At 51.6% G+C, this 24,965-nt stretch carries 28 protein-coding genes; 11 read left to right on the top strand and 17 right to left on the bottom strand.

Features of this window, described 5'->3' with window-relative positions; all coding sequences use genetic code 11:
* Positions 1-32: 32 nt before the first annotated feature.
* The 4 genes from HZU72_RS03530 to flgA form a co-directional block, all read right to left on the bottom strand.
* Positions 33-773 carry an SDR family NAD(P)-dependent oxidoreductase gene (locus HZU72_RS03530; RefSeq protein WP_180090553.1) on the bottom strand — a complete coding sequence of 247 codons (741 nt, stop codon included), beginning with the start codon at positions 771-773 and terminating at the stop codon, positions 33-35.
* 73 nt (positions 774-846) lie between these two features.
* Entirely contained in the window at positions 847-1,296 is a 450-nt protein-coding gene (locus tag HZU72_RS03525) for a flagella synthesis protein FlgN (protein ID WP_180090552.1), read from the bottom strand.
* 13 nt (positions 1,297-1,309) lie between these two features.
* Positions 1,310-1,576: a flagellar biosynthesis anti-sigma factor FlgM gene (flgM, locus tag HZU72_RS03520; RefSeq protein ID WP_180090551.1), complete on the bottom strand. Its 267-nt coding sequence runs from the start codon at positions 1,574-1,576 to the stop codon at positions 1,310-1,312.
* Positions 1,577-1,672: 96 nt separating this feature from the next.
* Positions 1,673-2,389, bottom strand: coding sequence for a flagellar basal body P-ring formation chaperone FlgA (gene flgA, locus HZU72_RS03515; RefSeq protein WP_180090550.1), 717 nt, complete (start codon positions 2,387-2,389; stop codon positions 1,673-1,675).
* Positions 2,390-2,590: 201 nt separating this feature from the next.
* Here flgA and flgB point away from each other — a divergent pair, with 201 nt between their 5' ends.
* The 11 genes from flgB to flgL all read left to right on the top strand — a co-directional run bounded on the left by flgB (position 2,591) and on the right by flgL (position 13,393).
* Positions 2,591-3,025 carry a flagellar basal body rod protein FlgB gene (gene flgB, locus HZU72_RS03510; RefSeq protein WP_180090549.1) on the top strand — a complete coding sequence of 145 codons (435 nt, stop codon included), beginning with the start codon at positions 2,591-2,593 and terminating at the stop codon, positions 3,023-3,025.
* A gap of 31 nt (positions 3,026-3,056) precedes the next feature.
* Positions 3,057-3,467 (top strand): flagellar basal body rod protein FlgC, encoded by a 411-nt coding sequence (gene flgC / locus HZU72_RS03505; protein ID WP_180090548.1) that lies wholly within the window; start codon positions 3,057-3,059, stop codon positions 3,465-3,467.
* A 3-nt stretch (positions 3,468-3,470) separates the two neighbouring features.
* Entirely contained in the window at positions 3,471-4,160 is a 690-nt protein-coding gene (locus HZU72_RS03500) for a flagellar hook assembly protein FlgD (protein ID WP_180090547.1), read from the top strand.
* 69 nt (positions 4,161-4,229) lie between these two features.
* Entirely contained in the window at positions 4,230-5,456 is a 1,227-nt protein-coding gene (flgE, locus tag HZU72_RS03495) for a flagellar hook protein FlgE (RefSeq protein WP_180090546.1), read from the top strand.
* Positions 5,457-5,487: 31 nt separating this feature from the next.
* Positions 5,488-6,246 carry a flagellar basal body rod protein FlgF gene (locus tag HZU72_RS03490; protein ID WP_180090545.1) on the top strand — a complete coding sequence of 253 codons (759 nt, stop codon included), beginning with the start codon at positions 5,488-5,490 and terminating at the stop codon, positions 6,244-6,246.
* A gap of 50 nt (positions 6,247-6,296) precedes the next feature.
* Complete coding sequence (flgG, locus tag HZU72_RS03485; RefSeq protein WP_180090544.1) at positions 6,297-7,079, top strand: flagellar basal-body rod protein FlgG; 783 nt, start codon at positions 6,297-6,299, stop codon at positions 7,077-7,079.
* 38 nt (positions 7,080-7,117) lie between these two features.
* Positions 7,118-7,807, top strand: a complete 690-nt coding sequence (locus HZU72_RS03480; RefSeq protein ID WP_180090543.1) for a flagellar basal body L-ring protein FlgH — start codon at positions 7,118-7,120, stop codon at positions 7,805-7,807.
* A 168-nt stretch (positions 7,808-7,975) separates the two neighbouring features.
* Positions 7,976-9,043, top strand: coding sequence for a flagellar basal body P-ring protein FlgI (locus tag HZU72_RS03475; protein ID WP_235975975.1), 1,068 nt, complete (start codon positions 7,976-7,978; stop codon positions 9,041-9,043).
* A complete protein-coding gene (gene flgJ / locus HZU72_RS03470; RefSeq protein ID WP_180090542.1) occupies positions 9,043-10,074 on the top strand; it encodes a flagellar assembly peptidoglycan hydrolase FlgJ in 1,032 nt (343 codons plus the stop codon). The genes HZU72_RS03475 and flgJ overlap by 1 nt, the downstream gene beginning before the upstream one ends.
* 75 nt (positions 10,075-10,149) lie before the next feature.
* A complete protein-coding gene (gene flgK / locus HZU72_RS03465; RefSeq protein WP_180090541.1) occupies positions 10,150-12,093 on the top strand; it encodes a flagellar hook-associated protein FlgK in 1,944 nt (647 codons plus the stop codon).
* Between the two features lie 16 nt (positions 12,094-12,109).
* Positions 12,110-13,393 (top strand): flagellar hook-associated protein FlgL, encoded by a 1,284-nt coding sequence (flgL, locus tag HZU72_RS03460; RefSeq protein WP_180090540.1) that lies wholly within the window; start codon positions 12,110-12,112, stop codon positions 13,391-13,393.
* Between the two features lie 97 nt (positions 13,394-13,490).
* On the opposite strand, the gene fliR is transcribed toward flgL, so the two are convergent.
* From fliR to fliF, 13 genes are all read right to left on the bottom strand, one after another.
* Positions 13,491-14,282, bottom strand: coding sequence for a flagellar biosynthetic protein FliR (gene fliR / locus HZU72_RS03455; RefSeq protein ID WP_180090539.1), 792 nt, complete (start codon positions 14,280-14,282; stop codon positions 13,491-13,493).
* Between the two features lie 4 nt (positions 14,283-14,286).
* Positions 14,287-14,556, bottom strand: a complete 270-nt coding sequence (fliQ, locus tag HZU72_RS03450) for a flagellar biosynthesis protein FliQ (RefSeq protein WP_027958744.1) — start codon at positions 14,554-14,556, stop codon at positions 14,287-14,289.
* A gap of 46 nt (positions 14,557-14,602) precedes the next feature.
* Positions 14,603-15,337: a flagellar type III secretion system pore protein FliP gene (fliP, locus tag HZU72_RS03445; RefSeq protein WP_180090538.1), complete on the bottom strand. Its 735-nt coding sequence runs from the start codon at positions 15,335-15,337 to the stop codon at positions 14,603-14,605.
* Between the two features lie 74 nt (positions 15,338-15,411).
* Positions 15,412-15,852 (bottom strand): flagellar biosynthetic protein FliO, encoded by a 441-nt coding sequence (fliO, locus tag HZU72_RS03440; RefSeq protein ID WP_180090537.1) that lies wholly within the window; start codon positions 15,850-15,852, stop codon positions 15,412-15,414.
* Positions 15,849-16,373, bottom strand: a complete 525-nt coding sequence (fliN, locus tag HZU72_RS03435; RefSeq protein WP_180090536.1) for a flagellar motor switch protein FliN — start codon at positions 16,371-16,373, stop codon at positions 15,849-15,851. Before fliN ends, fliO begins: the two co-directional genes overlap by 4 nt.
* A complete protein-coding gene (gene fliM / locus HZU72_RS03430; RefSeq protein WP_180090534.1) occupies positions 16,370-17,425 on the bottom strand; it encodes a flagellar motor switch protein FliM in 1,056 nt (351 codons plus the stop codon). The genes fliN and fliM overlap by 4 nt, the downstream gene beginning before the upstream one ends.
* 21 nt (positions 17,426-17,446) lie before the next feature.
* Positions 17,447-17,923: a flagellar basal body-associated protein FliL gene (gene fliL / locus HZU72_RS03425; RefSeq protein WP_180090532.1), complete on the bottom strand. Its 477-nt coding sequence runs from the start codon at positions 17,921-17,923 to the stop codon at positions 17,447-17,449.
* Positions 17,924-18,109: 186 nt separating this feature from the next.
* Positions 18,110-19,447, bottom strand: a complete 1,338-nt coding sequence (locus HZU72_RS03420; protein WP_180090530.1) for a flagellar hook-length control protein FliK — start codon at positions 19,445-19,447, stop codon at positions 18,110-18,112.
* Between the two features lie 19 nt (positions 19,448-19,466).
* Positions 19,467-19,919 carry a flagellar export protein FliJ gene (fliJ, locus tag HZU72_RS03415; RefSeq protein WP_180090529.1) on the bottom strand — a complete coding sequence of 151 codons (453 nt, stop codon included), beginning with the start codon at positions 19,917-19,919 and terminating at the stop codon, positions 19,467-19,469.
* Positions 19,916-21,310 carry a flagellar protein export ATPase FliI gene (fliI, locus tag HZU72_RS03410; protein ID WP_235975968.1) on the bottom strand — a complete coding sequence of 465 codons (1,395 nt, stop codon included), beginning with the start codon at positions 21,308-21,310 and terminating at the stop codon, positions 19,916-19,918. The genes fliJ and fliI overlap by 4 nt, the downstream gene beginning before the upstream one ends.
* Positions 21,311-21,321: 11 nt before the next feature.
* Positions 21,322-22,095 carry a flagellar assembly protein FliH gene (locus HZU72_RS03405; protein WP_180090527.1) on the bottom strand — a complete coding sequence of 258 codons (774 nt, stop codon included), beginning with the start codon at positions 22,093-22,095 and terminating at the stop codon, positions 21,322-21,324.
* Entirely contained in the window at positions 22,088-23,095 is a 1,008-nt protein-coding gene (gene fliG / locus HZU72_RS03400) for a flagellar motor switch protein FliG (RefSeq protein WP_180090525.1), read from the bottom strand. Before fliG ends, HZU72_RS03405 begins: the two co-directional genes overlap by 8 nt.
* Complete coding sequence (fliF, locus tag HZU72_RS03395; protein WP_180090523.1) at positions 23,088-24,878, bottom strand: flagellar basal-body MS-ring/collar protein FliF; 1,791 nt, start codon at positions 24,876-24,878, stop codon at positions 23,088-23,090. Before fliF ends, fliG begins: the two co-directional genes overlap by 8 nt.
* Positions 24,879-24,965 lie beyond the last annotated feature (87 nt).

Here is a 24,965-nt window from a genome sequence, read left to right as displayed (position 1 = left end):
AAGTCGTGAATAGTGAATAGAAACCTCACACCTCACCACTCAATAGGTTGTCCGTCCCAAGCCCAAAAAGTACCGCTATCATCAGGCGTTCGCTGGGCGATAACTGTTAGCAGCTGTTCTGCTACAAATGTGGGTGTGAATAGCTTCTCGTGTGGAACTCTTGCTTGAAAGGGTTTGGAGAGTGCCGTATCAGTGGTACCTGGATGCAGGCAGAGCACGGTGGACTGCTTATTAAGCCGCTTGAGCTCAATGGATGCCGTTTTAAGGAGCATGTTATGCGCTGCTTTACTGGCACGATAGCTGTACCAGCCCCCTAGCTGATTATCCTCGATGGAGCCAACCCGCGCGGAAAGACTGGCGACCACTGTAGGGTATGTCCCTTTGAAAGAGTCTTGCAGTGCCGCGAGAAGTAATATCGGCGTAAATGCATTGATGTTCATTATCTGCGCTAGATTTTCAACGCTAAGCTGATCAAGGCGCTTCTCAGGCAGCAGTTGCCGCGATTCATCATGAAGGGTGCCGATGGCATTGAAAAAGAGGTGAATTGGCTGGGCGACCAGCGCTTTCTTAAGTGTCAGCCTGCCCGCCTCCTGGGAAACATCAAGCACTAAGTGAGTAAGGCGGGGATTATCAATTCGTGATGGTTGGCGGCTTACAGCAATAACATGGCCGACCTGAGAGGAAGAGAGTAGCTGATTAATAATAGCAGCACCTATCCCCCCAGATGCGCCTACAACCACCGCTGTATAATGATGAGGCAATAAATTGAACATGATCGTCCTTTGATTTGCCGCTGAGAGTGGGCTTTCATTGAAACGTCATGCTGAGGACTTGTCGAGGGAGGTATCAGGCAGAAGCGTTGATTCTGCCAGGTTGGGCGCTGTTGCGTCCATCAGGTTTATAGAGCGTTTTTTCAGCGATTTGACGAATATAATCGAGCATTGCCTGATTATGCTTCATTCGTACTGACAGCATCTGGCCCGTTAGCTCATTCATGCGCGCGGCTCGCTCGCTTTTTTCAAGCAAGCTTTCCCAAGCTGTCAGGCAGCCAGCATCATGAGCTGCCGCTTTGGCGCCGTTTGCGCCTTCGGCATAACCAAGGCGTTTTTGCACATTGCGCCGCACAGTCTCAATGCGCTCGAGTTCGGCCAATAATGACTGTTTGTCTAGTGCAACTTGCGATAATGCATCACCGTCAATATCACCTTGCGTCAATAAATTTTGCTCGCTGGACAACAGCGAAACTAACGCCTCAAGGCGCTGTTGCTGGTCGGTAAGCAAGGATGCAAGGCTCATTTACAGCGTCCCCTTATAGATCTTTAAGATTAGCAATTAAGCCCTCAGCGATACGGTCGGCGCGCATTTCAAGGCGACCTTCACGTATAGCATCACGAATTTCTTCAACTTTAGCAGTATCGATGTCCTGAGATTCATCGATACTTGATTGGCTCAGTTGAGTCGATTCGCGAGCTGCGCCGCCCGGTGCGACGGGAGATACGCTATCAGCCTTTTGCGGTTCATCACGCTGCTGGGCTTGGCTTGAGCGTAATAGCGAATTAATGTTATCAATTTTCACGTTGTCTGCCTCATCGTCAACGTCGATGCGCTTGGCGCTTAGTGTAGCTTGTATAACAGTATATCGGCAGCATTGGGCCCAACTTTAGGCTGCGAATTAAAAATCCACTACCAAAATGCCACGCTCGGCGACACGAGCAGTCATGATTTCTCGTGAGCCAAAACGAACTCTAACTTGCTCACCAAGAGCACCATTTTCTAGTGCTTCGCCTTCGCGTGAAACTCGGAAGGCAGAGCCTTGAGCTATGACAGTAACGCGCTGCCCACGTTCAACTAAATGAGGCGCTTGTAAGTAATGCGCTAAAAAGACACTACCACTACGAATAGGGCGCTGAGCTATTTTACCCACGATATCCTCTTCAGCGGTCAAAGCCTGAGCTGAGAGATCGCCGAGATTGCCCCCGCGTTCGCTAAGCATGCTTGATGTAATCAGTGTGCCACGCTCAATATCCCTGGCTGCCACCACATAATCACCAATGACATCAATCTGCGCCTGCAAATAGCGAACTTGCCGGCCATCTTCACCGCAACGCACCCCAACGGAAACGCGGCCCAAGGGTGCTTGATTGGTGTTGGCCAAAAAAGGTTCTGGCTGAACGCACTCTGGCAAATGCGGAGAGGGTGGCCGTAGGTCAATGACCACTTCCTCGCCTAATGCCTGTGTCTCTTCGTACAAAAATTGATGCACTTGTTGGAGAAGCTTGTCGTCATCAGCTTGAATCCTGGTGAAGGCAGTAACGCTTAGGATTGCCCAGAAGAAGGCTAATTGCCAAAAGCGAAGCGTGCTTGGCTTAGTAAAGCGCTGTCGGAGCATGGGGAGGCCGCTTACTTGGGAGCTGAAGAAGGAACGTAACGAGGAGAATTCATCGTCCAGTGTAGCGAAAAGGTAGTAGCCGTATCACGTGAAATGCTGGTGGAAACGCCAGCTGTTCCATGCTTTAGGCTGACAGCTCCAGACGTATTCTTCACCATCAACAAAATCCATTTTATTTTTTGCCTCAACGCGAGGGTCGGCATGATTGATCAACTGGAATCTGCCTTTAATTTTCATCAGCAAGCAGTAGGGTTACGTCAAGCGCGTCACGAGGTGTTGGCGGCTAATATCGCCAATGCTGATACGCCTAACTATAAGGCGCGTGACATTGACTTTGCTAGTGAGCTGAAAAAAGCAGTAGACGGTACTCAGAGTGCATCTAGCCATACCGGAGGCGGTATGACTTTAGCGCGTACTTCTGGTAGCCATATTGCTGGAGAAGGCCCCGCATGGCGAGGAGCGGGCAACCCCGATTTGCTTTACCGCATTCCCGACCAGCCTAGTTTGGATGGAAATACGGTTGATATGGATCGTGAGCGCACGCAGTTTGCAGATAACGCTGTTCGTTATCAAGTCGGGCTCACGATGCTCAATAGCCGTATTCAGGGGCTGAAAAATGCCATGCAGCCCGAGTGACCCTGTCTAAATTAGTGAGGAGTTAATCACGATGTCGATGTTCTCTACGTTTGATATTGCTGGATCGGCAATGAGTGCCCAATCCCAGCGCATGAATGTTACCGCTAGCAATATGGCCAATGCCGACAGTGTTGCCGGGCCTGATGGTGAAACCTATCGAGCCAAGCAGGTGATGTTTGAGACCCAGTCACAGGGTAACCGCTATGGCGTTGGCGGCGTGCGCGTCACCGAGGTGGTGGAAGATGACTCGCCCCTGAGGATGGAGTATATGCCCAACCACCCGGCGGCAGATGAAGAGGGTTATGTGGCAAAGCCCAACGTTGAGCCGGTGCATGAAATGGTCAATATGATTTCTGCCTCGCGCTCCTATCAAGCCAACGTTGAAGTCTTTAATACCAGTAAGCAGATGTTGATGCAGACGCTGTCACTGGGTGAGGGGTAAACCATGAATGTCGATACGAGTGTATTGAATAACATAAATGGCGGTGGTGCTAATGGCCTCTCTGCCCGCCAGTCTGATGAGCTGCGTGAAAGCTTTATGACGCTGCTGATTACGCAATTGCAGAATCAGGATCCGCTCAATCCGATGGAAAACTCGGAAATGACCTCGCAGTTAGCGCAAATTAACACGGTTAGTGGTATTGAGGAGCTGAATAGCACGCTAGAAGGTATTACCAGTCAAATGGATGCCAATCAGGCACTGCAGGCGAGCGGTCTAATCGGCAAAGGCGTTATGGTTTCCGGCAAGGATGTTTTAGTAGAGCAGGATGAAGATGGTAATTCTTACACCACGCCCTTTGGCATAGAGCTGGCCGAGCCGGCGGCGAATGTTAAAGCGACGATTGTGGGAGAGGGTGGTCAGGTCATTAGAGTTCTTGACCTCAAAGCGCTAGATGCAGGCGTTCAATCTTTCCAGTGGGACGGTCTCAATGAGCAGAAAGAAGCAGCTGCCAGTGGTCGATATTCGGTTCAATTAGAAGCGACCGACGCTGAAGGTGAAAAAATCGAATCCACAGCTTTGCAGTACGCTGTAGTAAACAGCGTTACGCCTAATGACGGTAGTGGCAGTGTTCGGCTGGATTTGGGCGCTATTTACGGTCAAATCAATCTGAATGACGTTAAACAAATTCTTTAATTGTTGATTAAAAACAGCAATTAATTAACCACAGCATTTGATTAAACACAGCTTTCTTAGGGGAACATCATGAGCTTTTCACAAGCACTCAGTGGTCTAAGCGCACAGCAACAAAAATTAGGTGCGGTGGGTAACAATATTGCCAACTCGCAGACGGTTGGTTTTAAAAGTTCTAACGTCCAGTTTGCTGATGTATATGCTGAATCGCGCATCGGGCTTGGTGTTCGTACTTCTACGGTGCTGCAGAATTTTAGCCAAGGTAATGTGGAATCCACTAATCGCAATATGGATCTCGCCATTGCGGGCGAAGGCTTCTTTCGTTTCCAGCAAACAAATGGCGAAGTGGGCTACTCCCGTAACGGCCAGCTAACCATGACGTCAGATGGCCGTTTAGTTAATGCCCAGGGTGCCCAAATAATGGGCTATCCTGCAGATGCAGAGGGTAATGTGCAGGCTGGTGGTAATGTGCAGCCGATGCAGGTGCCACCAGGTGACCTACAAGCTAACGCAACCACTGAGCTAGATGTATCTTTAAATTTGGACTCAGGGCAGCCGATTATTGATGTTGCTACAACTCCTTTTGATGCAGAAAACCCCAACACTTATAACTATTCTACTAACGCCACCGTATTTGACTCTCAGGGTAACGCACGAAACCTCTCACTATATTTTACAAAAAGTGCTGACAATCAATGGGCCGTTAACGGGCGTATGTCTGGCGGGCCAGCCGGTGGGGGCAACTATGATGTCGACCTAGGGAGCTTAGTATTTAATCAGAATGGAACGCTTCAAGCGGATAATACCAATGCTGCGGTGTTTGACGACGTTGAGTTTGGGGCTGGTAACCCGTTAGAGGAATTAAATGTTGCAATGAGTTTTGAGGGTTCAACCCAATTTGCGAATGACTCAACGGTTAATAATACGGTACAAGACGGTTATACATCAGGTGCTTTGGTGGGGATTACTATCGAAAGCGATGGTACGATTATGCGCAACTACTCTAATGAGCAGTCCCGCGCTGCTGGACAAGTAGCGTTGGTTAGCTTCCGCAACCCTGAGGGCCTAAAACCCGAAGGCGATAACCTATGGACTTCCACAGGCGCTTCAGGCCAAGAATTAGTTGGCTCTCCGGGCACAGGGTTGCTTGGCATGATTGAGCCGAGTGCTGTCGAAACGTCCAATGTTGAAATGGCAAGCGAGCTAGTAGATATGATCATTGCCCAGCGCGCTTATCAGGCTAACTCGCAAACGATCAGTACCCAGGACGAGCTCCTGCAGACCATCATTAACCTTTAATGATCGGTCACTAAGTTAAGGAGTAAGTACCGTGGATCGAATGCTCTATACCGCCATGAGTGGTGCTAAGCACACTATGGATCAGCAGTCGGTGGTGAGTAACAACCTCTCGAATGTAAGCACTACAGGTTTTCGTGGGCAGTTACAGGCTGCCCGAGCGGTGCCCGTTCAGGGCGAAGCGTTACTGGCAACGCGTACCTCTGCGGTGACCACCACGCCTGGCAGTGATTTTTCCCAGGGCCCGGTCGAGTATACCGGGCGTACGCTTGATGTCGCTATGCAGGACGACGCATGGATGGCAGTGCAAGCGAATGACGGTACTGAAACCTATACACGGCGTGGCGACCTGCAGATAGACAGTGACGGGGTGTTGCTCAGCGTTGGGCGACCAGTAATGGGCGAAGGTGGCCCCATTGCTATCCCGCAAGGGGCGCAAGTATCGATTGGCGCCGATGGGACGATTAGTGCCATTCCCGAAGGTGTAGGGCCGGAAGCACTGGTCGAGGTAGGCCGAATTAAGCTGGTGGCGCCTGAAGAGGGCGTGTTGACGCGCGGGGAGGACGGGCTCTTTCGTGCGCCTCCTAATGAAGAAGGTGAGCCAGGGGCCTTGCCTGCCGACGAAAATGCCAAGTTGGTGAGTGGTGCATTGGAAGGCAGTAATGTCAGCGCTGTCGATGCTATGGTCTCAATGATCGATGTGGCACGCCGCTATGACATGCAGATGAAAGTGCTGAGCACCGCTGATGAAAATGCTCAGCGCGCCAACGGGATTCTATCCATTCAAGGTTGATGTTGGCCATTCAGTGCTGATGTAAGTCAGTCGGTCAAGGGAGCATAATTATGATTAAGTCCTTATGGACAGCTAAAACGGGTTTGGAGTCTCAGCAAACCAAGTTAGATGTGATTTCGAACAATCTAGCTAACGTGAGTACCAATGGTTTCAAGCGTTCACGTCCAGTGTTTGAAGATCTGCTATACCAAAACATGCGTCAACCCGGTGCTCAAAATAATATCCAAGATCGGCTGCCGTCTGGCATGCAGGTGGGCACCGGTGTGCGAGCCGTGGCCACTGAGCGTCTGCATACTCAAGGTGGGTTAGAGCAGACTGAAAACTCACGGGATCTCGCGATCAATGGCGAAGGTTTCTTTCAGGTGTTGATGCCAGATGGTACGACTGCCTATACACGCGACGGCAGTTTTCAGCTTAATGAGAATGGTCAAATGGTCACTGCCAATGGCTACCCTGTTGAACCTGCCATTTTCTTACCGGCCAATGCGTTGTCGGTAAATGTTGGTGAAGATGGCACGGTGAGCGTACGCCAGCCAGGCGTTGCGGTTGATAATGAGGTGGGACAAATCAGCGTCAGTACCTTTATCAATCCAGCAGGTCTACAAAGTATTGGTGGCAACCTCTATCTAGAGACGGGAGCCTCTGGAGCGCCCAATGAGAATATGCCGGGGATGAATGGTGCGGGTCGGCTGTTCCAAGGGTATGTGGAAACATCTAACGTCAATGTCGTTGAAGAGATGGTCAATATGATTCAGACCCAGCGAGCCTATGAAATTAATAGCAAAGCGGTGTCCACTAGCGATGAAATGTTGGCACGCTTAAGCCAGCTGTAACGGTTGTTACTCACCGGGCTTACTTTATAGGTTGCGTTATGCTGGAGTTGCACCGCATGTCACGTCGTATTGCACTAGCAGGATTGGTGCTTTTTTTATTAGTTGTAGCAGGCTGCGCTCAAGTTCCAAGAGCTTCAGTGGTGGGTGAGCAAGAACAGATCAGCATTGTTGATCGCCCGCCACCCATCCCCAATGGTTCTATTTACCAGGCAAGGCAAGGTTATCAGCCACTTTTTGAAGATCGTCGGCCACGGTCAATTGGCGATATTTTGACCATCGTATTGGATGAGGAAGTGAGCGCGAGCAAGAATTCGCAATCCAATGCGGGCCGTAGTGGAAGCGCTAGCCTTGAGCTTGCACAACTACCGGATATTCTCGATGTGCTTGCCGAGTATGGCTACGATATTTCTGGGGAAAATGACTTTACCGGTAGTGGCGGGTCGCAGGCCAATAACTCCTTTACCGGTACGATCACGGTTTCGGTGTTAGAAGTAATGAATAACGGCAATTTACGTGTGCGTGGCGAGAAGCAAATTGCCATCAATCAGGGAACTGAGTTTATTCGTTTTTCCGGCGTGGTTAACCCACGTACGATTACCGCTCAAAACACCGTTCCTTCCACTCAGGTAGCGGATGCGCGAATTGAGTATGTTGGTGACGGCTATATTAATGAAGCGCAGCATATGGGGTGGCTACAACGTTTCTTCTTAAACGTCTCGCCGTTCTAGCTCTATGGGGAGCCATCAATGACAGAGCTACGCCAGACAGGCCCTTCAATGGCAGGTCGACCAATGAACGCGGGACAGCGGGTTATCGTGATGCGGTTAAGAAATGTGTGGATTAACTGTCGGCAAGCCATCAACGCTTGGCTTATTCAACTGACCACCTTAGTGATAATGTGCGCGCTGGCTTTGCCTGCTCAGGCGGAAAGCGTTCGGGAACTGGCAAGCTTTGCCGGCGTTCGAGATAACCAACTGGTAGGCTACGGCTTGGTCGTCGGCCTCGACAGTACCGGTGACCAAACGACCCAGGCGCCCTTTACAAGCCAAAGCCTGACCAATATGTTGTCCCAGCTTGGGGTGACCGTGCCTGCAGGCACGAACTTGCAACTGCGCAACGTAGCTGCGGTGATGGTGACCGCTGATCTCCCGCCGTTCTCAAGGCCGGGCCAGCGTCTAGATATAGTCGTTTCGTCGATAGCCAACGCACGCAGCTTGCGCGGTGGAACGCTGTTGATGACACCTTTAAAAGGTGCTGATGGTGATACCTATGCCATTGCCCAGGGCAACATGCTCGTGGGCGGTGCTGGCGCCCAAGCGGGTGGCAGTAGTGTGCAAATCAATCAGCAGGCATCGGGACGTATTCCCAATGGCGCACTGGTTGAGAGGGAAGTACCGCTTAACCTAGGTGGCAATGGTGGCATGCTTGAATTACAGCTTAACGACTCTGATTTTGGCACCGTTCAGCGCATGGTAACGGCGATTAATAACGAGTTTGGCCAGTCGGTAGCTTATGCACGTAATGGCCGAGTAATCGCCCTTGACGGTCCTACTGATGATAATGCGCGGGTCAACTTTATGGCGCGCATTGAAAACGTTCAGGTCACACCAACGGAGGCTCCGGCACGCGTCGTGCTGAACTCACGCACCGGTTCGGTAGTGATGAACAGTGCCGTTACACTGCGGGAAGCAGCCGTAGCTCACGGCAGTCTGTCGATCATGATTGATACCCAGTTTGGCGTTAGCCAGCCGAATCCGTTTGGCGAGGGCGAGACGGTTGTGGTGCCCGACGCAGATATTGATATTGAGCAGCAAGAGGCTTATCTGCAAATTGTAGAGGGCGCGCAGCTCAACGAAGTGGTCAATGCATTGAATGCGTTAGGCGCTACCCCTCAAGACTTAATGTCGATTCTGGAAGCGTTAAAAGCATCGGGATCGCTACGTGCAGAACTGGAGGTCATTTAATGAGTGCGAGTGATATGACCAGTCAGTTCGCCCTGGACATGAACGGCTTTCAGCGGCTCCAACACACTGCACGCGTCGACCCTGAGGCTGGCGTGGGTGGTGCAGCCCAGCAGTTTGAAGCGCTATTTATTCAGATGATGATGAAGAGTATGCGTGAGGCGACACCTAGTTCAGGACTGATGAACAGTAGTGCGACGGATACCTATCAATCGATGCTGGATCAACAGTGGTCACAGGTGATGGCTTCGCGTGGAATGGGCCTTGCAGATGTACTTGTTGAGCAACTGGAGCGCCAAGGAGCCATCTCAAAAGCGCAGCCAGATGCGGATCAAGAGTTGCAAGCATTGATAGCAGGCATCCCTCGTGGCACCCCGCGTGTGCTTGACGATTCATTCGCGGCTAATCCTGATACGATTGAAACCCAGCATGAGCAGGGCAGCGGTCGATTCTTAGCCGAGCTAGAGGCCATTCGCCAAGGCGTTGAGAAGGGGAATGCGGTAGATGAGTCTGCGCTAAACCCGCGAGCGCAATCGACGGCTTCTGCTCACGTAGATCAATTTATTCAAACGTTAGCGGCACCAGCCCAAGCGGCCAGTGCATCTACCGGCGTTCCTGCTGAACTCATTTTGGCCCAGGCGGCGTTAGAAACAGGCTGGGGACGGCACGAAATCGCGACTCGCAATGGCAACAATAGCCATAACCTGTTTGGTATCAAAGCCGGTAGCCATTGGCAGGGCGAAACCACCGATATTGTGACTCATGAATATATTAATGGGCGGCGAACGCAGGTGGTTGACACCTTCCGTGTCTATGACTCGTTTGAACACGCTTTTACTGATTATGCCAGCCTAATCGGCAATAACCCTCGTTATGCTGGGGTTGTTCAAGCACCCACCGCTGAGCAGGCCGCGCGTGAGCTGCAGGCCGGCGGGTATGCTACTGATCCGCTCTACGCTGAAAAGTTAGTCGCAGTGATGAATAACATGGGGCCGCTTAACGCTGAGGGAAATTTCCTGGCTGACGCTCGCTAGCCCTTTCCTCAAGTTTTTCTGTGCAGCGCCGATAATTGAAGTAGTGATAGGTATCGGCCTAAGGAATTGTGAACCATGAGCATGTTTTCGATCGGCTTAAGCGGCCTCAATGCCGCGCAGAATGCCCTGAATACAAGCAGTAATAATATTAGTAATGTCTATACGCCTGGCTATAATCGGGAGTTGGCCCAGTTGGGTGAGGGGCGCGTAGGTGGCGGGGTTCGTGTCAATGATATCGAGCGCCAGTTCAATACGTACGTAGCTGACCAGTTAAATAGCGCAAAAACTCAGTCAAGCGCCTTAAACACTTACTATAGCCAGGTATCGCAAATCGATAATCTGCTGGCTGATCGTGAAGCCGGTTTAGCTCCGCTGATGCAGAATTTTTTCTCATCGTTAGAAGACCTAGCGGCCTCACCCTCCGACCCAGCGGCTCGCCAGGGCGTGCTTGGCCAAGCTAATACGCTGAGTTCACAGTTCCGCTCCTTTGATGGCTACCTGCAAGATATGCAGGGCAATATTAATGGCCAGATCAAGGATGAAATTACCCAGATTAATAACACCACCGAGCAGATCGCTGGTTTAAATAAAGAGATTGCTTTGGCTCGCGCTCGGAGTGGGGAAGCACCCAATAGCCTGCTCAACCAGCGTGATCAATTGGTATCAGAGCTTAATGAACGTATGGATTTGCGCCTAAATATTCAGGATGGCAAAACCTACAATGTTAGCCTGCCCAATGGTCAGCCGCTGGTGACAGGAACCAATTCGTTCCAACTAGAAGCAGTGCAAGCGGATTATGACCCTCAGCGCACGGTGGTGGGGTATCGGGATGGTGGTGGTAACGTCGTTCAGCTAGATGAGTCGACGATAACAGGCGGGGCATTGGGAGGCTTGATGTCTTTCCGTTCAGAAACCTTAGATAAGACGCAGAACCAAATTGGTCAACTGGCTGTGTCGTTGGCGACTGCTTTCAATGAGCAGCATAAGCAAGGTGTAGATCTTAACGGTGACCAGGGTGAAGACTTCTTTGCAGTGCGCGCCCCGCAAACGTATGCCGATAAGAATAATAGTTTACCTGCCGTCAATATCACTAGCGCTGAATTTGACCCCGATCAAGTTGATGCCCTTAGGGCAACTGACTATACCGTCAGTTTTGAGGCTGGTGAGCCCGTGGTTACCCGTAAAGACAATGGGCAGGTTGTAGATTTCGATCAAGACGCCTGGGATGACGATGGCGAATTAAATTTTGGTGGTGTCAGCATTGAGTTCAGCGGTGTGCCGCAAGATGGTGATCGCTTTGAAATTCAGCCGGTACGGCGTGCCGCCAATGGTATGGATACCAATATTGCTGACGTGGATAAGATTGCTGCAGGTGACGCAGGTTTTATTAATGTAGGAAATAACACGGGTAACTCGTTTGAGCGTGAGGGTGATTTAAACGTTAGCGATTTAGGTATATCTTCAGACGCTTTTGCGGATAACAGAAAATACCAATTTGAGGTAGATTCGGACGGTAGCCTGACACTGACTCCGGCAGCGAATATAATGGTTAACGGTACCAATGTTGATGCATCAGACTTACCAGACGTTGAGTTGGAAGGGGGCGATGAGATTGAAGTTGATGGTATCAGCTTTACGGTTGGCGACCTTCCTGATGCAGGTGAAACGTCGTCATTAACCGTTAGCCAGACTATTTTTGCCAGTGGCGATAACCGCAATGCCCTAGCGCTGCAGAATCTGCAAGCCGAATCAGTTGTGGGGGGTAGCGCTACAGTCTCTGGTGCGTACGCTTCGATGGTGAGCGATGTTGGTAACCGAACCAATATCACAGAAGTCAATTTAGATGCTCGTCAAGGGCTTACGGATCAACTGATCGCTGTGCAACAGTCCGAGTCAGGGGTTAATTTAGATGAGGAAGCCGCTAATTTGATCCGTTATCAGCAGTACTATCAGGCCAATGCGCGTGTAATTGACACCGCAGGCACGCTGATGGACACCATCTTGAACCTGCGCGGTTAATTCGGGAGTTTAAGTGATGCGTATTAGTACCGTTACCATGTTCGAGCAAAGCACGGCGTCCATGAACCGCCAACAAAGTGACCTGATGAGGGTCAGTCAGCAGATTGCCAGCGGCCGACGTGTGGTTAACCCATCCGACGATCCACAGGCCGCCTCGCGGGCGATTGGCGTTGATCAGGCAAAGGCGGTTACTGAACAGTTTTCAGATTCTCGCGTATCTGCCCGTAATTCACTGTCCCAGACTGAAAGCATTATCAATAGCGTTAGTGATGCGATAACTAGTGCGAAAGGTTTGTTGATTCAGGCGTCTAGCGACACGCTGACTGACGAAAATCGTGAGTCCATATCTAGCGAACTCAAAGGCGTTTATGAAACGTTGCTGGGCCAATCCAATTCAACTGATGGAAATGGGCGCTACTTGTTCGGTGGCTATAAAGATAATACTCCGCCCTTTGTGAAGTCTGCTGACGGTAGTGTGGAATATAGAGGCGATACGAATACACGCGAACAGCGTGTAGATTCTACGCGCTTGATACCGGTAGCTGATAATGGCGTGACTATCTTCCAAAGTGTACCCAGTGGTGCTGGATATGTAGCAGAAGCAAAGAAAGAAGATGGCACTCTGAATCAAGGTAATGTGACATTTCGCGGGCCCCAAACTCTTGACGTCAATGACGCTGATTACGGTAGTGATTACCGTGTCAGTTTTGATGGAACTGCTGCTGATCCAACATATCAGGTTCAACGATTTGATAATGAAACGGATACTTGGGTGGACAACGACACGGATGGTGCAGCATTAAGCTCTGGTAACTGGACAGATGATATTAGCGAAGAGGGGGCTCTCTCATTAGAATTCGGAGGCTTATCGATTAGCCTTGAAGGCACACCTGCGCCGAATGATGAAATACTGGTTGCTAAATCAGGGGGTGATGTTCGTGGCGCCGACCTGTTTCGCACTATGGAAGAAGCCATTCGAGTATTAGAAAACCCTGCTGATAATGCCACCAAAAAAGCCGATCAGCGCAATACTTTGAATACTGCTATGCGCGATCTGGACAACAGTTTGGATAATGTTCTGACTGTGCGCGCTTCCGCAGGGGCTCGTTTGAATGAGCTTGACGTTATCGATTCGGTAAGCAGTAATCGAATGCTGAACTACGAACAAACGCTATCGGATTTAGTTGATTTGGATTATACCGAAGCAATTTCTGAGTATAGCTTGCGCCAAGTAGGTATGCAGGCAGCACAAAAAGCGTTTGTAGATATTAAAGGCTTATCGCTGTTTAACTATATGTAGTAGTTCAATTATATACGACACTTTATCACTTACGTGTTGTGGAGTTCTGCTTATTCCCTTGTTTTTATGGCTAAAAGGTCATGAAAGCAAGGGGATTTCAGTTTAAGGGCGCCATCGTTTCGATTAACGTCTGCATAAACCCTAGGCCTTGCGTAAACAACCGCTGTAGAAAGCGGCTAATGTCGGTCATGAGCACCATCATTAATATTAGCCCCACGATAAGAGAGGTAGGAAAGCCGATATTGAAGACGGTGAGCTGGGGGGCAGAACGGTTCAGTATGCCCAGCGCCAGGTTGATGGTCAGCAGGGAGCCTACCAGCGGTAGCGCCAATAACATTCCCGAGGCAAAAATCGTGCCCGCATAACGAGATAATAAAATAAACGCATCTGGGTTGAATGTCCCAATGCCAATGGGTAGCGTTTGGAAGCTCATAATCAAGGTTTCAAGCACCATCAGATGACCATTCATGGCCAAAAACATGAGCAGAGTGATCATGTAGAGAATGCGCGAGAGCACCATAATATTGGTACCACTCGAGGCATCAAAAAAGCTCGCAAACGCCAGGCCCATTTGCAGGCCAATAAAATCCCCCGCCGCTTGAACGACCGCAAACATGATATGCATGACGAGGCCCATCGCCAAGCCGATCAGAATCTGTTCGATCATAATCCCCATGCCCGCCCAGGACATTACAGCTATATCCGGCATAGCTGGTAAAATCGGCGCGATAACGATGGCAATTAGGGCGGCCAGGCCCACTTTGGCTTGGTTGGGAACGCTGGAGTGTCCCCATAGAGGCGAGGCTGCCATGAACGCTGTAATGCGTGCAAACGGCCATAAAAAAGCCACTAACCACCCTTGCAGCTGTGCGAAAGTGACTTCCACCATAGCGCTACATCACCATACTAGGGATATTGGTAAATAGGCGGTGAGTAAAATCGGTAATTAAGCCAATCAGCCATGGGCCTGCTAATACCAGCACCGCGAACACAGCCAGAATTTTAGGAATAAAGGTTAGTGTCATTTCATTTATCTGAGTCGCGGCTTGAAACAGGCTGATGATAAGGCCGGTGAATAGCGCCGCCAACAGCATGGGGCCAGCCAGCAGAAGCGTTACACGCATTCCTTGATAAGCAATGCTCATCACCATTTCGGGTGTCATAGCTGGGTTTCCTGTGGGCTATATAATCAATGTGCAGTAGAAAGCGCTATATCATGTAAAAGCTTTCTGCCATCGAACCAATAATAAGCTGCCAACCATCCACTAAAATAAACAGCATCAGTTTAAAAGGTAATGAGATAGTGATGGGCGGAACCATCATCATCCCCAATGCCATCAATGTGCTGGCCACCACGAGGTCAATGATCAAAAACGGAATGAAAATGGTAAAGCCGATTTGAAAGGCCGTTTTCAGTTCACTGGTGACAAAGGCGGGCAGCAAGACACGCATTGGCAGTTCTTCCGGACCTTGCATTGGCCCCACATCGGCTAGGCGAACAAACAGTGCCAGATCCGGCTCTCGGGTTTGAGCGAGCATAAATTCCCGAAATGGATCCTGAGCCAGCAGTAAAAATTCTTCAAAATTTATCGTCTCATTAGTCAACGGCACCCAGGCATTGTCATATACCTGGGCCAATACGGGGGACATGATAAAAAAAGTTAAAAATAGTGCTATCCCTAACAACACTTGGTTGGGCGGCGTTGCCTGGGTGCCCATCGCTGTACGCAATAGGCTAAGCACAATGATGATACGCGTAAAGCTCGTCATCATCAGCAGCATGGAAGGCAAAAACGCTAGAGAACTTAGGAAAAGCAGGGTTTGCAGCGACAGCGACCACTGCTGGCCCCCGTCATCGAGCGGCTGAGAAACAATGCCGGGAATCTGTTGTGCATGTACAGGGCTGGCGATAAAACACGCGACAACAAACAAAAGCCACATCATGAACGGTTTAGCCGTTTTGCTATTCAAAAAACGGTTCTTCAAAAAACAGGGCCAAAGAAGGTGCATCCGGTACCTCATGGCGTCTGATGTGGATCGGTGGGCGCAGACGAGTCGCGACGGCCTGCGGCTAGCGCTTTGGATAAACGACGCGCAAAGCGTGAGGAAGGCGGAACTGATGCGGTTGGCGGGCGCTCTTCAGGGGCCGGGCGCTCGTGGAGTTTGGTAATTCGACCACCTCCCACGCCAACAACCAACCAGGTATCTTCTACTTCAACAATCACGACACGCTCACGATTTCCCACAGCCGTACTGCCCACAATACGAAGGTGGGCGCCATGGCGCGTGGTATGGTTGCTCCAGCGCTTTAAAAGCGCTGTACAGATTAAAATGATCGCAATAACGAGAGCTAAAGCCGCGGCAGTCTTGCCTAAAACGGCCATGCCTACCAATGCCTCGCCACTGTTACCTAGTGCATCGAGCGAACCATTCTGCGTCGAAGAGGTGGCAACGCTCATCGGTTCAATTTATGAATGCGTTCAGAAGGCGTGATGATTTCAGTAATCCGAATGCCGTACTTATCTTCGATCACGACAACTTCGCCTTGAGCAATCAAGTAGCCGTTAATCAAGATATCCATCGGCTCTCCGGCGAGCCCTTCAAGCTCAATAACAGACCCTTGCGCCAACTCCAGTAACTGCTTAATCGTGAGCTTTGTACGGCCGAGTTCCACGGTGAGCTTCACCGGGATATCCATGATCATCTCGAGCTCACGCGCTTGGGAAGAGCCGCTGTCTGGGCTCAACGGACGGAAGACATCCTCACTTGCCGCTTTCGCTGCAGGTGCTTTGGGCTCTGGGACAGCGGCTGTCTCTTCTTCGTTCTCTTCAGCAGATTCTTGCTCCGCCATTGCGGCTGCCCAAGGATCTTCCTCTTCGCTAGCAGCATCGGCGCTGGATGTGGGTTCTTCTTGCTCGGACATGGCATCCGCCCAATCGTCGTCAGAGACGTTCTGATCAGGCTTATTGGGATCAGTCATGCTTTGGATTCCTTGGCTTTCTGTCGCGTAGACCCTTTAATGAAGTCCTTGGACGATGCATTATTCATAGCGGCATGGTCAATCATATGTAACACACGCAGTGCATGCTGTTGACGTTGACTACCGTACTCGCACTCCATGACGGGCACCCCGTCAACGCTTGCGGTGATTGAACTTGGAATGTCTAACGGCAGCACGTCGCCTTTTTTCAACCCCATCACATGGGCGATACGGCTGGGTATTTGAGCAAACTCAGCGACTAGCTCCACTTCCGACTGACGCAGCTCACTCGCCATTCGGCGCGACCAAGTACCATCTTGGTCGTGATTGCTGTCATTAATTGGGTTAGCTAGTAAGTCACGTAGCGGCTCAATCATGGCGTACGGCATGCATATCTGAAAATTGCTAGATAGGTTGCCAACTTCAATGTTGAACTTGGTATTCACCACAATTTCATTGGGAGAGTTGGTAATGTTGGCAAACTTTGATTGCACTTCTGAGCGTAAAAAACTGACATCCAGCGGATAAACGACTTTCCAGGCCTCTTGGTATGCATCAATGGCGAGATTAAGCAGGCGCTGGATAATACGCTGTTCAGTATTAGTGAACTCCCGTCCGTCCGATTTAGTGACAAAACGACCGTCACCACCGAAAAGGTTATCAACCACCATAAAAACGAGATTGGGGGGGAATACGACGAGCGCAGACCCCCGCAGTGGCTTCATCGACACAATGTTCAGGTTGGTAGGCACGGGAACATTGCGTGAAAACTCGCTAAAGCTTTGATAGCGAACTGACTCGACGGTAATGTCCGCACTACGCCGCAGTAGGTTAAACAGGCCAGTACGAAAATAGCGCGCAAAGCGCTCGTTGATAAAATCAAGCGCATGCAAACGCTCACGAATAACGCGATGTTGGGTCGATGGATCGTAAGGGCGAACCCGGGCTTCATCTGACGCATGGGAAGATGAAGCCGAGGGCTCATCGTCTCCACTAACGCCTTTTAGCAGGGCATCTATTTCTTCCTGGGACAGTAGATCGTCCTGTGACATGAACGGCTCCAGTTCCCGAGGTTATTGCACAATAAATTCGGTGAATAAAACTTCACGCAAATCAAGTGGTGGCTGATTCTCCGTTAGCGGGACGTTGAGTCGATCAACAATCGCTTGTGCAAGCTGCTGCTTACCTTCCGAGGAAGTAAGTTCATCAGCCTGCTTGCCGGAAAGCAGCATCAGCAAACGGCTTCGCACTTGAGGCATATGTTCTTCTAGAATTGCTTTGCTCTCTTCATTACCCACACGAAGAGTCACGCCTGTATAGAGCAAGCGTGAGCCATAACTGTCATCGGCAAGATTGACGGTAAAGGGTTCAATACGCATAAAAATAGGCGGCTCGCGTTCCATCGCTTGCTGCATCTCTGCATCTGCTGAACCGTCATCACGTTGATCCATTACCATATAAATAGCTGCCGCTGCGCCTGCTGACGACAGCAAGACCAGGATGATCATTATCCAGAGCAGTTTTTTTGACCCGCCGCTTTTTTCTGCCATTTGCGATTCCTGTGAACTCCATGCGTATCACTAGCAATGTATTATGCCTAAAGCGCATGCTGGTGATGAAATGAACAGGCTTATTTGGCAAGCCTATCTTTTGGTTTAGCTATTTCACGTACGTATTTATGAGCGTATTAATTAACGTAGTTCTAGTGGTTATGCACTCTGGTGTCAGCGCTTAGCTTAGGCGTATAGGTCGACCCGCCCATCCAGTCTTAGCGGGCTGCGCTCGGCGCTTTGGGTAAGTGATTCATCCAAGCCTATGTCGCCGTTGTCGCTCCCAGCCTCGGTACCCTGTTTACCGCCTGATTGAGCAAAAGCCTGCGCGTTGGGGTCACGCTGTTCGCCAACCGATGTCTCGCCTAGCGAAATGCCTTGCTCGGCCAGCGCTTCCCTTAGCTGGGGAATCGCCTGTTCGAGCACTTGGCGTACCTGGGCATGGGCGGACAAAAAGTGTGCTTGCGCTCCCTGTTCGCCAAACTTCAGGGAGATAGACAGTGGCCCTAATTCTGCAGGGCTCAATTGCATCTGAACATGCTGTTCGCCACCACGCTGTGAAATCTGTACTAACTGCTGGCTTAACTGTTGTGGCCAGGCTGGGCTGTTGACAGGTGTTGCTAAAGTGGCCGCTGTCGGTGTGACATTGGGCGAAAAGCCTTGGGCAGATTGCGATGCAGCTAACGGACTGCTGCCGGTATTTAATGCTAATCCAGTAAGCAAGTGCTCACTACTCGGGCTTGCTTTCGAAGCCCCGTCTCCTGTCAATAGAACGGACATCAGGGCTTCGCTACTGATCTGAGTGGCTGCAGTAGGGGAGTTAACCTGCTGAGCTGCATTACCAGTGTGCATTTGAGTAAAGAAAGTATCAGTTTGCCTGGAGCTTGCCTGAACCCCAATAGCAGGTGATCGTGCATTGGCTAAGCGAGCCGAATCAACGGGCACACTTTGAACGCCTTGTTGCTGGCCAACCAGCCCATTTAATGTGGAGACAAGCTGAGCTGCTTCCGTTTGGTTAATATTCAGCTGTTCGGCGATTGCTTCAAGCGCTGCTGGAGTGATTGAAGACTCCAACTGCGCCTCTGAGCTACTTCCAGTAAAGGATGCCATTAGCGCGAGACGGCCGGCAATTTCGTCAAGGGGAGTCGATGCTTCTCCAGCATCTAGACCTAGCTTTTCTAGGCTGACATCTGAGCTCGGCTGTTGCAGCTGAGCCAATAATTCAGACAAATCGCGCTCACTGACATCCAGTCCCAGGGTTTGCAGGACTTCGCTCAAATTTTCTACATCGTCAACTGATGCATCCGACAAAAGAGAGCTGAGTTCATTTAGCTGAGCTTGCGATCGTGTCGTATGAGACGCAGCAGCTTCACTGAAAGCAGACGCTGAGAATCGCTGAGCGCCAGACGCTTGCAACAGCGTTTGATGAAATACGCCCTTAGCTGTGTCTTGTTGGCCGAAAGTGCCTTGAGTCTGCGTCTGAGGCGAATTTTGGCTGACCGAAAGCAACTGGTGAATGTTCATGTTCAGTTCCCTGGCCCCGCTAATGCGGAGTGTCGTTATGCTGACGAGCCGCGCGGCTTGTCACCAAGTCATCGTTAGTTTTTTGTTCATGACGTTCACTGCGACGGTGCTCTTCAAGTAGTCGACGCGACGCCAGTGTATCGTAGGAAGAGAGCTTTCGCTGCTCTTGTTGCCAGTTCTTTTTACTCTGTTCAACGCTTGCCTGTTGAGACGCTAACGCTTGTCGAGCGCGGCTTAGGGCCGCGTCCAAAGAGGCTAAGAACTGCTGATAGTTGTACATAGTGGCAGGGTCAATGCCGTCACGCATCGCTTTCTGCAAGCGCTCAGCGTACTCCGCCCGGTAGCTCAGTAGCGACTGTAACTGAGCGGTCGTTTGTTGCTCCGTTTGTCGCTCTTTTGCCAGTACTTTACCCGCTTGGTCGCGGGCGCCTCTGGCTAAGTCGGTTAACATTTCGAGCTGGGAAGTACTCATGTGCGTCCTCCTACCAGTGCGTGCAGCGCTTGGCGAGCATCGGCAAGCGTTGCACACTCATCAATATTCTGTTGAAGGAAGTTTTCCAACGATGGAAAGCGTTTCACTGCTTCGTCGAGCTGGGGATCATGGCCAGGGCTGTAGGCCCCCACGCTGATAAGATCCCGGTTACGCTGGTAGCGCGAGAAGAGCTGTTTGAACACTCGTGCTTCCTGAAGCTGATCGGCTGAGGCGATGGAGGTCATTGCGCGGCTAATTGAAGCTTCAATATCGATGGCCGGATAATGACCTGCTTCCGCTAGCGTTCTCGACAGCACGATATGCCCGTCTAGAATGGCGCGAGCAGAATCGGCAATAGGATCTTGTTGGTCATCGCCCTCGGTTAGCACGGTATAAAACGCCGTAATGGAACCACCACCACGCTCAGCATTACCTGCGCGCTCCACTAAGCCGGGCAGCTTTGCAAAAACCGACGGCGGATAACCTTTAGTAGCGGGTGGCTCACCAATGGCCAGGGCAATTTCCCGCTGTGCCATGGCGTACCGGGTTAACGAATCCATGATTAGCAGGACATCGCGACCTTCGTCACGAAAACCTTCCGCCAGGCGAGTCGCATACGCGGCACCCTGTAAACGCTGTAGCGGTGAGGTATCAGCGGGGGCGGCAACGACGACAGCGCGCCGTCGACCCTCCGGGCCCAAAATGTTATCGATAAAGTCTTGTACTTCACGGCCCCGCTCACCAATCAAGCCCACCACAATGACGTCGGCCTTGGTGTAGCGTGCCATCATGCCTAGCAATACTGATTTGCCCACCCCGGAGCCTGCAAATAGCCCCATACGCTGACCTCGACCTACGCAAAGCAGCGCATTAATAGCGCGAATGCCGACGTCAATTTGCGCATCAATTGGCGCGCGAGAAAGCGGATTAAGCGGCGGCGAGCTGAGTGTTGCTCGAGGTATCTCATCGATGCCCTCCCGATCATCAAGCGGATTGCCGTTGCCATCCAGTACTCGGCCCAGCAGGCTATCGCCCATAGGGAAGCGGCGGGCACTGTTGTTGCCGCTTTCATCAAGAGGCGCGACGCGAGCGCCAGGCATTAGCCCTATGACCTCTTCCAAGGGCATCAGGAATAGCTTGTCACCAGAAAAGCCGACGACTTCCGCTTCGGCATGCCTATCGCTGTCGGACAAGCGACCGTCGCTGCCCGGCAATTCAATCCGACAGGCGCTACCCACGGCGACACGTAGCCCAACCACTTCAATCACCATTCCCGTCGCGCGAATGACGCGGCCGCTATTGCGGTAGCGAGGCAGATGGCTAACACGCTGCTGCGTGCGTCGCAATGCCTTATTCCAGCGATGTTGATGGGGACAGGTGGTATCTGCCATAGCGTATCCGCCTAGGATGAAGGAACGTTAGAGGAGGGTGGAGAATTGAGGCCACGTTTGCGCGATTGGGCTTGAATAGCGTGCCAACGGCTTTCAAAGGTTGCGTCAATTTCACCCTGAGCACTGGTTACCCGGCACCCGCCACGGGCCAGTTGGTCATCAGGCTGCAGCTTCCAATTGGCGGCCCTGAGCTCATTACCCAAGTGCTCCTCTACTAGAGCGTGATCATCGGGGTTAAGCCAAAGACGTTGCTGGCCTACCAAGGGAGGCTCGGTGTGCAGGAGCTCGCGGACAATGGCCAAAACTTGTTCAGGTGTGTCCTGTAGGGCATCGCTAGCAAGCTGTTTGCCGGTGGCCAGTGCTAACTCAACTAAGTCGTAGGCGATGGTGTCATCAAGGCGTTCAAGCGCATTCGAAAACTGTTTGCCCAGTGTTTCCAGCGGCGCAATGGTCTTGTGGATTTGTGCTTCTAGCTCTTTTTTTGCCTGTTCAGCAGCGTCTGCTAACCCCTTTTCCACCCCCTCTTTGCGACCCTGCTCAAAGCCTGCGTCATAGCCCTCTTTTTCGGCTTGCTGACGAATACGCTCTTGCAGTGCCTGGCGCTCATCCTCTTCACGTTGGCGTGCCAGTTCAGCCGCTTTTTGTGCCGCCTGTACTTTGCGTTGATGGGCCGTGGGTACCTCGCCCTCTGAGGCATGGCTACTCTTCGTGGACGCCAGCTCTTCCATTTGCCAGCGGCGCCAATCGCCATGGCGATCAAATTTCGGCGAGTGAGTATTAGACATACTCGTCGTCTCCACCTGCCAAGACGATTTCACCAGAATCAGCTAAGCGCCTAACGACCTGTAATATAGCCTTCTGCTCGGTTTCCACCTGAGAGACGCGGATCGGGCCGCGGGCTTCCATATCTTCACGAACTAAATCGGCAGCGCGCTGTGACATATTGCGCAGGAATTTGTCCACCAAAGCGTCCTGAGCCCCTTTAAGGGCCACCACCAGTGAGTTGGTATCGACTTCTTGGAGCACCATTTGAATCGCACGGTTGTCGAGGTCAAGCAGATTCTCGAACAAGAACATTTCGTCGATAATTTTCTGGGCCAAGTCCTCGCTGTGCGCACGCACGGTCTCGATGGCGGTCTCCTCTTGGGAAGAGTTCATCAAGTTGAGTATCTCGGCCGCGGTTCTTACGCCGCCCATTTTGCTGCGCTTGAGGTTCTGACCGTCCAGCATGCTAGTGAGTACTTCGGTCAGCTCTTGCAGTGCGGCAGGCTGAACGCCGCTGAAAGTAGCGATACGAAGAACCACGTCATTGCGCAGTTTTTCCTCGAATAGCTCAAGAATATCGGAAGCTTGATGACGATCCAGGTGAACTAGAATGGTTGCGATAATTTGCGGGTGCTCGTCGCGAATGAGTTCGGCCACCATGGAGGCTTCCATGAGGTTAAGCGCGTCGATACCTGAATTATTACCAGTGGTTTCTAGTATATCTTCAATCAAACTCGTCGCGCGTTCGCTGCCTAGCGCTTTGGTCAGTACTGAGCGAATGTGATCGCTGGAGTTAAGGTTAAGCGCTACAAACTCTTCAGTCTCTTTATGGAATGCTTCGAGCACCGCTTTCATGTCGTCATGAGAGACCTGATTCAGCCGGGCCATCTCCATACTAATTTCTTGCACTTCCGCAGCGCCGAGGTACTTAAATACCTCGGCGGCACTGTCTTCATCGAGTGCAAGCAATAAGACAGCGCTCTTGCGGGCACCGCTCATTTCAGCAATTGAACTACTCATTGGCATTCATCCAGCTACGAATGATCATCGCGACCATGCGGGGGTCTTCCTGAGCCATTTCACGCAGGTCATTGAGGTTATGCTCATAGAGTGAGGTTTTACGCCGACGCTTCGGCTTGGCGTACGTCTCATCGCTCTCGCCTGTTGACTCCTCGCTCTCTTCGTCATCACCTTCACCGCCTACGCTGGCGGCCAGCGTGCCGCCAGGCGCCGCTGTCGCCATAACCGGCGTTTGGGTATAGCGCTTAATTAAGGGGCGCAAAATCAGCAGGTAGAGCAATAGAATCGCCAGGGCAACCAATAGGTAGCGACCCACCGTGCCAGCCAGTGAAAGAACGCTGGGATCTTTCCACCACTCGACCTCAGCAGTTTCCTCGGTACTGCGCGCGAAGGGAGAGTTGACGACTTCTACTTCATCGCCTCGCAGTTGCGAGAAGCCCATTGCTTGACGAACCAGGCGCTCAATCTGGGCAACTTCTTCATCGGTTAGCGCAACGTCGACCCATTCGCCTTCATCGTTCATTTCCGAGCGGTAGTTTACGACCACCGCGGCGGATAGCCGCTCTATCTGGCCGAGGCGGTGCTGAACATGCTCAATGCTGCGATCAACTTCGTAGTTGATGACGTCATCTTGACGCAAGTTGCGTAACGCTTCAGGGGGCACGTCCTCTTGCTGGTTAGCATCCTCTTCCTCGCCCTCTGGCTGGTTGATGGGGGAGGGCAGTGTGCCTGGCGGCGTGTTACTCAGTGCGCCTGGAATGCCGGTGGCCAAAGGATCTTCACCGTCAAATGTAAGGCTCAACTGACGGCTACGTACGGCTGCTTCGTTGGGCGGCTGATTGGGCCCGTAGCGTTCAGAGGTTTGCTCGCGTCGTGAGAAGTCGATTTGTGCCGCAACCTGGGCGCGCACATTATCACGACCTAAAATGGGCGTTAGAATATGTTCAATACGCTGCTGGTAAGAGCGCTCAACCTCGACAATATATTCAAGCTGTGAACCATCCAGGTCATTACCGTTGCTTGTCTCGGCAGACAGTAGTCGGCCATCCTGATTAACCACTGTGACATCTTCAGCGGCTAGGTCAGGCACGCTGCCCGAAACCATATGGACGATCGCGCTGACCTGGCCTTCACCTAAAACCCGGCCCGGTAAAAGAGTCAGTACAACCGATGCTTTAGCCGGCTCACGGTCGCGAATAAAGACTGATGGCTTGGCCATGGAGAGGTGCACTCTCACGCTTTCCACCGGCCCCAGCGATTCGATTGAGCGCGCAAGCTCGCCTTCAAGGCCCCGCTGGTAATTAATTTGCTCGGCAAACTGGCTAATCCCAAATGCCTGACTGTCCATTAGCTCAAGGCCAAGGTTGCCCCCGCGGGGTAACCCCTGCTCAGCAAGCTGCAGGCGCAGTGTGTGGACTTGGTCACTAGGCACCATTAATGCCTGGCCGCCTTCACTGAACTGGTAGGGAATGCCGCGGGTATCGAGCTCATTGATGATGCTGCCACCATCAGCTTCGCTTAGGTTGCTATACAGTACGCGGTACTCAGGACTGCTGGCCCACATAAAGAGAGCCGCCACAATAGCAATTGAGGCGGCGCCTGCGATAAGCAGTGCGACTAGCGGGTTGCCACGCAGCTGTTTCAGCGTACGCTCAAACGCTGAGCCGCTGGTGTCGCGCTCGGTGTTTCCACCACCTGTGCTTCCACTGTTGATATTTCCACTGCGGGGAGCGGCTTGATTCGTACTGTTTTGACGGCCTGCCGTTGCACCGGTTTCGCTCATGCGACCCTCCAGAGGGGCAGGCAAAACTGGCGTCGACCCAGGCGCATCACCAAAGAAGGCATAGGCTATATCCGTCGATCGCGGTTA

It is taken from the genome of Vreelandella sedimenti (assembly GCF_013416325.1).
Classification (GTDB): Bacteria; Pseudomonadota; Gammaproteobacteria; order Pseudomonadales; family Halomonadaceae; genus Vreelandella; species Vreelandella sedimenti.
This window is presented reverse-complemented; position numbering and strand designations above follow the sequence as displayed.